This is a genomic window from Bacillus sp. 522_BSPC, from assembly GCF_001076885.1.
GTDB lineage: Bacteria > Bacillota > Bacilli > Bacillales > Cytobacillaceae > Niallia > Niallia hominis.
Genome location: NZ_JVDT01000022.1, coordinates 1 through 7,887, shown reverse-complemented (window position 1 = coordinate 7,887; position 7,887 = coordinate 1). Strand labels below are relative to the sequence as shown.

The following is a 7,887-nucleotide window of genomic DNA, read 5'->3' as shown; positions in this document are numbered from 1 at the left end:
CTGCCATTATTTTAACAATTGTATTTAAATATATCCCAATGTATGGAGCAATAATCGCTTTTAAGGACTTTAGCCCAATGAAGGGAATTATCGGAAGCGATTGGGTAGGTTTAACACACTTTAAGGATTTTTTAACTTCGCCAAATTTTAAAGAGATTTTTGTTAATACGCTTAAATTAAGTTTTTATGGTTTGATACTGGGCTTTCCGGTACCCATTATTTTAGCACTTAGTATAAACCAAGTACGGAGAGCTGCTATCAAAAAAAATATCCAGTTAATATTGTATGCACCGAATTTTATATCTGTTGTTGTCATTACAGGAATGTTATTTATCTTTATGTCACCAACAGGTCCAATAAATTCACTATTATCTATATTTAACGATAAACCTATTTCATTTATGACAGATCCTGAATATTTTAGATCTATTTATATTTTATCGGGAATATGGCAAGCGGCGGGATGGTCGTCCATTATTTATGTTGCTGCACTTGCGAACGTTGATCCTCAATTACATGATGCTGCAACAATCGATGGAGCAACACTTTTGCAAAGGATAAGACATATTGATCTGCCTACTCTTAAACCAATAATGGCAGTGTTGTTTATTCTAGGGGCAGGGGGAATTATGGCGATAGGATTTGAAAAGGCTTACTTAATGCAAACTTCTATGAATCTACCTACTTCGGAGATACTGCCAACTTATGTATATAAAGTAGGGTTGCAGGCCGGGGATTATGCATATTCCACAGCGGTAGGGTTGTTTAATTCTGTTATTAACGTAGTTTTATTAGTATTCGTGAATTTTGTAGTGAAGAAGTTAAATGAAGGAGAAGGGCTATATTAAAAAGGGGGGATAACCGATGAAGAACCATTCAAAAACAGATAAGATGCTTCTTTTAAGCAACAAAATAATTTTGATATTACTTGTTTTAATAGTTGTATTACCATTACTTTATATTCTATTGGCTTCCTTTTTAGATCCTAATATTCTGCTTAGTAAAGGATTTTCTTTAGATCCCTCTGATTGGAGTCTAGAAGGTTATAAACGTATTATACAAGATGATTTAATGATAAAAGGATTTATCAATTCAGTTATATATTCACTAGGTTTTACGATTGTCACAATAATTATCACGATATTTGCTGCATATCCGCTTTCTCTTGATGGATTTAAAGGGAAGAATGTGATTATGATATTCTTCCTAATCACGATGTTTTTTAATGGTGGACTGATTCCTACCTATTTAGTAGTGAAGGATTTAGGAATGCTCAATACTATTTGGTCCATTATTTTGCCAGGAGCAATTAGTGTCTGGAATATTATATTGGCAAGAACCTTTTTTAAAGGGCTTCCAAAAGAGTTGTTTGAGGCAGCTAAAATCGACGGTGCTTCTGAATTAAAAATATTTCTAAAAATAGTTTTGCCTTTGTCTAAACCGATTATTTTTGTAATCGCTTTATATGCCTTTGTTGGACAATGGAATTCCTACTTTGATGCAATGATTTATTTAGAGGACCAAGAATTACATCCATTGCAGCTAGTTTTACGTTCCATTCTGATTCAAAACCAAGTTCAGCCTGGAATGATTAATGATCAATTAGCAATGGCTGAGTTAAGTAAATTAGCGGAAAAAATAAAATATGCATCTATTGTCATTTCAAGTTTACCACTTCTAATCATGTATCCATTCTTCCAAAAATACTTTGAAAAAGGTGTTATGGTAGGATCTTTAAAATAATTTAAATAAAAGCATATGGAGGGTTCACTTATGGGGAAAATCAATAAGCTTCTTTCAACTTTTATTGTTGCTGGTCTTGTTCTAACAGGCTGTAGTGGAGATAAGACAAGTAAAAGTGCTTCAACAGAAGATTTAAAACTAACTGATGTTACATTTCCTTTGAAAGAGAAAGCTACACTTCGTTTTATGACACAAAGCTCAGCTTTGGCACCAACCGACCCGAATGAAAAGCTAATCTATCAAAGATTAGAGGAGCAGACAGGTGTCCATATAGATTGGAAAAACTATACGAAAGACCAATTTGTGGAGAAGCGGAATTTAGCGTTGGCAAGTGGGGAGCTGCCAGATGCCATTTTAGATGCTGCTTTCAGTGATTATGATTTATTGAAATATGCGAAGGATGGAACCATCATACCAGTTGAAGATTTAATTGATCAGTATATGCCCAATTTTAAAAAGGTGCTGGAAGAAGCTCCAGAATATAAATCGATGATTACAGCTCCAGATGGACATATATACAGCTTTCCTTGGATTGAAGAGCTTGGCAGTGGAAAGAGCCGCATTCAAGTAGTTGATTGCCTTCCTTGGATAAATGTAGAATGGCTAAATAATTTAGGGCTGGAAATGCCAACAACAACAGAAGAACTAAAAGAGGTACTTCTTGCTTTTAAAACACAAGATCCAAATGGTAATGGCGAAGCAGATGAAATACCATTATCTTTTATTGTAAATCAAGGAGGAGAGGACCCAGCCTTCTTATTTGCTTCCTTTGGTCTAGGAGATAACTGGGATCATACGGTTGTTTCCAATGAAGGGAAAGTTATTTTTACTGCAGCAGAAGAAGGATATAAAGAAGCGTTAAAATTTTTTAATGAACTAAATGATTTAGGTTTAATCGATGTAGAAGCATATGAACAAGATTGGAATAAATATGTAGCGAAAGGAAAAGATTCAAAATACGGTCTTTACTTCACATGGGATAAAGGAAATATTAGTGGCATGAACGATACTTATGATGTAATGCCTCCATTAGAAGGACCAAATGGTGAAAAAAATGTGGCACAAACAAATGGCATTGGTCTTGATAGAGGAAGAATGGTTATCACAAGTGCGAATAAGAATTTAGAGTTAACAGCTAAATGGATTGATCAACTGTATGAACCACTGCAATCTGTTCAAGATAACTGGGGAACATATGGGGATTCGAAACAGCAAAATATTTTTGAATTTGATGAGAAAGCTGGTATGTTAAAGCATCTTCCTTTAGAAGGCGCAGCACCAGTTGAAATAAGAGAAAAAACAAATATCGCAGGACCGCTGGCGATACTAGATGAATATTACGGCGTATATACGACAAAACCAGAAGATGCTGCTTGGAGATTAGATATTTTAGAAAAAAATATGGTTCCTCATATTAAAGCTGAGAACTTTTATCCACCTGTATTTTTCTCACTAGAGGAAGCAGATGAAAAGGCAAAAATTGAAACAGATTTATTTGCTTATGTGAATAGAAAAAGAGCCGAATGGATGAGTAATGGAAAAATTGAGGAAGAATGGGAAGATTATTTGAAAGAATTAGAGAGACTAGGTCTAAGCACTTGGTTGCAAATTAAGCAAGATGGCTATGACAGAACAGTAAAACAGTAAATTAATTAATTGGAGGCATAACAATGAAGATTACTAAACTCGAAAAAAACAGACCAGCCTTACATTTTTCGCCAAGAAAAAATTGGATGAATGATCCGAATGGGTTAGTGTTTTTCAAAGGAGAATATCATTTATTTTATCAGCATAATCCGCATGGCAGCACATCGGGGCCCATGCATTGGGGGCATGCAGTCAGCAAAGATTTAATCGAATGGGATGAATTAGAGATAGCTTTACATCCTGATGAGAATGGAACCATTTTTTCAGGCAGCATAGTTGTAGATTGGAATAATACAACAGGCTTTTTTAACGACGAACCAGGGTTAGTGGCTATTTTTACCCATCACTTGGAGCCAGATCACGGTAAAGAGGCCGTTCAGACACAGAGTTTGGCATATAGCCTAGATAAGGGAAGATCATGGATTAAATATGACGGTAATCCCGTACTTGCTCACCCTTCCAAGCCTGATTTTAGAGACCCTAAAGTTTTTTGGCATAAAGATACCCAAAAGTGGATGATGGCTTTAGCTACAGGACAAACAATCTCTTTCTATTCTTCTCCAAATTTGAAGGATTGGCAGTTTGAAAGTGAATTTGGAGAGAAGTGTGGCTGTCACAAAGGGGTATGGGAATGTCCAGACTTATTTGAGTTACCAATAGACAATACAAATGTTAAAAAATGGGTACTTATTGTTAGTGTTGGTGATAATCCTCAATATGATGAAGGGTCTCGCACGCAGTATTTTGTTGGCTCATTTGATGGAAAGGAATTTACACCAGAACATGAAGAAATAAAATGGCTGGACTATGGGAAGGACAACTATGCCGGAGTAAGCTTTTCTGACATCCCTGAAGCAGATGGAAGACGAATTTATCTAGGCTGGATGAGTAATTGGCGTTATGCTAATCAAGTTCCAACAGAAGGTTGGAGAGGTCAGATGACTCTTCCTAGAGAGCTGGAACTGCGTGAGAAGAAGGGAGCGTATTATCTTGTCCAGCATTTAGTAAGAGAATTAGATACCTATTTTGATAGAAAAGAAGAAAGAACAGACACAATCATTACAGACAAAGAAAGCACTGTTTTTGAAGTAGATGATGAATACACAGAGATAATCCTATCCTTAAAGAATATAAATGCAAATAAGTACGGATTAACGATAGAACATACAGATTCACAGAATACAACAATTACTATTGATGTTAAAGAAAATGTACTAAGTCTGTCTCGTGAAAAATCTGGGGTGGTTGATTTTTCTGATAATTTTCCTAAATTGCAGCGAGTTTGTCTTAAGGATTCTCATTCACTAGATCTACGAATAATTGTAGATTCCGCCTCATTAGAACTATTTATCAATGGCGGAGAGCAAGCATTAACAAGTTTAATTTTCCCTGATAAAGTAAGTAAACGAGTATGTTTATTTGCAGAAGATGGGGAAGTGAATCTAGTATATGGAAAGGTATCTGTTCCTTCTAAAAATTGATATGTAACGGATAGCCAGGGGATTGGATGAATCTATCCTCTGGCTATTTTATACGAAATTCAATGGAAAAAAGTTAGAAAAGTGGTGTAGAGATAATGAGCGATGTAACAGCGTTAGGAGAGATTTTAATTGATTTTACTCCCCAAGGTGAAAATGAACAAGGGTTTCCCATTCTTGTTGCCAATCCAGGTGGAGCTCCGGGGAATGTTCTAGTGGCTTTATCCTGTTTGGGGATGAGAACAGAATTTATTGGGTGTATAGGAAAGGATTACTTTGGTGAATTACTCGTGTCTACTTTACAGAATAAAGGGGTGCAAACAAATGGAATTGTTTATTCCCCAATAAAAACGACACTAGCATTTGTGCATAATGATCAACAGGGGGATCGTTCTTTTAATTTTTATAGACAGCCTGGTGCGGACATGATGTTATCTAAGGATGATGTGGACTTATCATTAATAGCTGATGCTAAAATATTACAGGTTGGATCAATATCCATGACAAATGAGCCATCAAGAGAAGCAACTTTATTAGCATTAAATTATGCCAAAGAACAGAATAAGATTATTTCACTGGATCCCAATCTACGTCCATTACTATGGCAAAGCTTAGAAGAGGCAAAAGAGCAAATCGAAGCACTCTTGTATTTTGCAGATATAGTAAAAGTTTCGGGAGAAGAATTAGCATTTTTAACGAACACAACAGATATTTTTTCTGGAGCAAAGCAGTTATACAAAAAGTTTCATTTACGGCTGCTTTTTGTAACAGTGGGAGATAAGGGGAGCTATGCATATGGAGAAGATGGCTTAGTATTTGTCCCAGGAGCAGCTGTAAAAGCTATTGATACAACTGGATGTGGTGATGCATTCCTTGCTGGCGTTCTTTATAAATTATTAAAGAGGGATTTATTGGATTTTAATATAAAAGAAGCTATATTAAAGCAGATTTTGGATTTTGGAAATGCGATGGGAGCATATGTTGCAACAAACAAAGGTGGAATTCCTGCCATGCCTACTCTTCATCAAATCGAAGACTTTATAGTAGTCAATAAAAAGGAAGAATAAATGAATTTTTAAAAATGAGGAGAGGGGGGAGAAACAAGTTGAAAAAAAGAATATTAACAGTTTTTTGGTCCGTTACATGCTTATTAACTGGCTGTAGTATCAACCAAATGGGAAAGGAAGAGAATAACTTGAATGCATTGAGACCTGATAACATGGAAGCTGCCACTTCTGATTATTATACAGAATTGTATCGACCTCAATATCACTTTTCAACACCTACAGGAAATTTAGCAGACCCAAATGGACTAATCTTTTTTGAGGGAGAGTATCATCTATTTCATCAAAAAAATGGTAATTGGGCACACGCAGTGAGCAGGGATTTATTACATTGGGAACATTTACCGATTGCCTTGGAACATGATCATCTAGGGCAAGCATTATCTGGAAGCGCTGTAGTGGATTGGAATGATTCCACAGGATTTTTTGATGGAAAAGCCGGATTTGTTGCCATCTATACAAATACAGAGGGAGGTGAATCCCAAAGTATTGCTTATAGTAAAGATAATGGGAGAACATGGGAAAGATATAAAGGAAACCCGGTTATTTCAAACCCAGGAATAAAGGATTTTCGCGATCCAAAAGTATTTTGGCATGAGATTACAAAAAAATGGATAATGGTTGTTTCGACAAATCAAAGTGTAACGTTTTATCGTTCTGATAATTTGATTGACTGGGAGTTTCAGAGTCAATTTGGGGATAAGGAGGGATCTCATGCAGCTGTATGGGAATGTCCTGATTTATTCGAATTGCCTGTAGATGGTGATGCGAATAATAAGAAATGGGTATTGCAAGTTAGTGTAGGAGATAATGAAGAAACAAATGGATCAACTGCTCAGTATTTTATTGGAGAGTTTGACGGAACACAATTTATTAATGATAATGCTCCAGAAACTATTTTAACAACAGATTTTGGGCAAGACTTTTATGCTGCTCAGTCCTTTTCTGATATCCCGGAAAAAGATGGTCGCCGAATTTGGTTAGGTTGGATGGCGAATTGGAGATATCCTTATCAATCGCCAACGGAACCATGGAAGGGGTCTATGTCTATTCCTCGTGAACTACATCTGAAAACAGTTAAGGATGGAAGTATTAACTTATTTCAAGAACCTGTTAGGGAATTAGAAAGTTTACGTGTCAATCATATTGCTTTTGATCCTATGGAGGTTAATGGGGAGCACTTTATTGAAGACTTTTCTGGTACTACATATGAATTTGAAGCTGTGCTGGAATGGGAAAAAGTAGAGGAATTCGGTATTCGAGTTCGACAATCAGAGGGCGAAAATACGGTTATAGGTGTAAATACGAAAGATAATAAACTATTCTTAGATAGATCTCGTGCTGGGTTAGAAACGTTATTGGATCGAAATGGGAATCCCTTTCAATTTGGGAATAACCATACAACTCCTTACCCTGTTAAGGACAAACGAATAAAGATTAGAGGATTTGTTGATGAATCATCTGTTGAGGTGTTTATAAATGATGGGGAATATGTCTTTACGAATTTAATCTATTCCCAGCCTACGAGCAACGGAATAGAATTATATGCAAAAGGTGGCAGCATGAAGGTTGCTTCACTAGACTTTTATCCTTTATATTCAACATGGAGAGAACGCCCAAAGGAAAATGAAGTCGAACGTATAGTAGTAAGTTCGGAATATTTAACCCTAAAAGAAGGGGAAACCCAAACTATTAATGCGATTTTAAAGCCAGATTGGATTAAGAGCAGTTCTCCTTTTAGTTGGGATATCGATGAACAAGACATAATTGAAATAACGGAGTCTGATAGCGATGGAAAAGGTATTTTCATTAAAGCATTAAAACCAGGGGGAACAAACATACAGGTTAAGCATCCTGAAACTGAACTTACAAAGGAAATAAGAATAAGGGTAGTAAAATAAAAAATTAAAATATGAAAAGCACTTTTCTTAAAAAAGGAAAAGTGCCTTTTACAT

At 35.9% G+C, this 7,887-nt stretch carries 6 protein-coding genes; all 6 read left to right on the top strand.

The annotated features are described in order from the left end of the window. The coding region (locus ADJ83_RS02080; protein WP_048716664.1) for an ABC transporter permease at positions 1-848 on the top strand (848 nt) is incomplete at its 5' end. Positions 849-864: 16 nt separating this feature from the next. Beyond that, entirely contained in the window at positions 865-1,743 is an 879-nt protein-coding gene (locus tag ADJ83_RS02075) for a carbohydrate ABC transporter permease (protein WP_048716661.1), read from the top strand. 30 nt (positions 1,744-1,773) lie between these two features. Next, on the top strand, positions 1,774-3,390 hold the full coding sequence (locus ADJ83_RS02070; RefSeq protein ID WP_048716658.1) for an ABC transporter substrate-binding protein: 1,617 nt from the start codon (positions 1,774-1,776) through the stop codon (positions 3,388-3,390). Between the two features lie 23 nt (positions 3,391-3,413). After that, positions 3,414-4,871, top strand: coding sequence for a glycoside hydrolase family 32 protein (locus tag ADJ83_RS02065; RefSeq protein ID WP_048716656.1), 1,458 nt, complete (start codon positions 3,414-3,416; stop codon positions 4,869-4,871). Between the two features lie 95 nt (positions 4,872-4,966). After that, positions 4,967-5,935 (top strand): carbohydrate kinase family protein, encoded by a 969-nt coding sequence (locus ADJ83_RS02060; RefSeq protein WP_048716654.1) that lies wholly within the window; start codon positions 4,967-4,969, stop codon positions 5,933-5,935. A gap of 38 nt (positions 5,936-5,973) precedes the next feature. Continuing rightward, positions 5,974-7,833 carry a GH32 C-terminal domain-containing protein gene (locus ADJ83_RS02055; protein WP_082169231.1) on the top strand — a complete coding sequence of 620 codons (1,860 nt, stop codon included), beginning with the start codon at positions 5,974-5,976 and terminating at the stop codon, positions 7,831-7,833. The last annotated feature ends 54 nt before the right edge of the window (positions 7,834-7,887 follow it).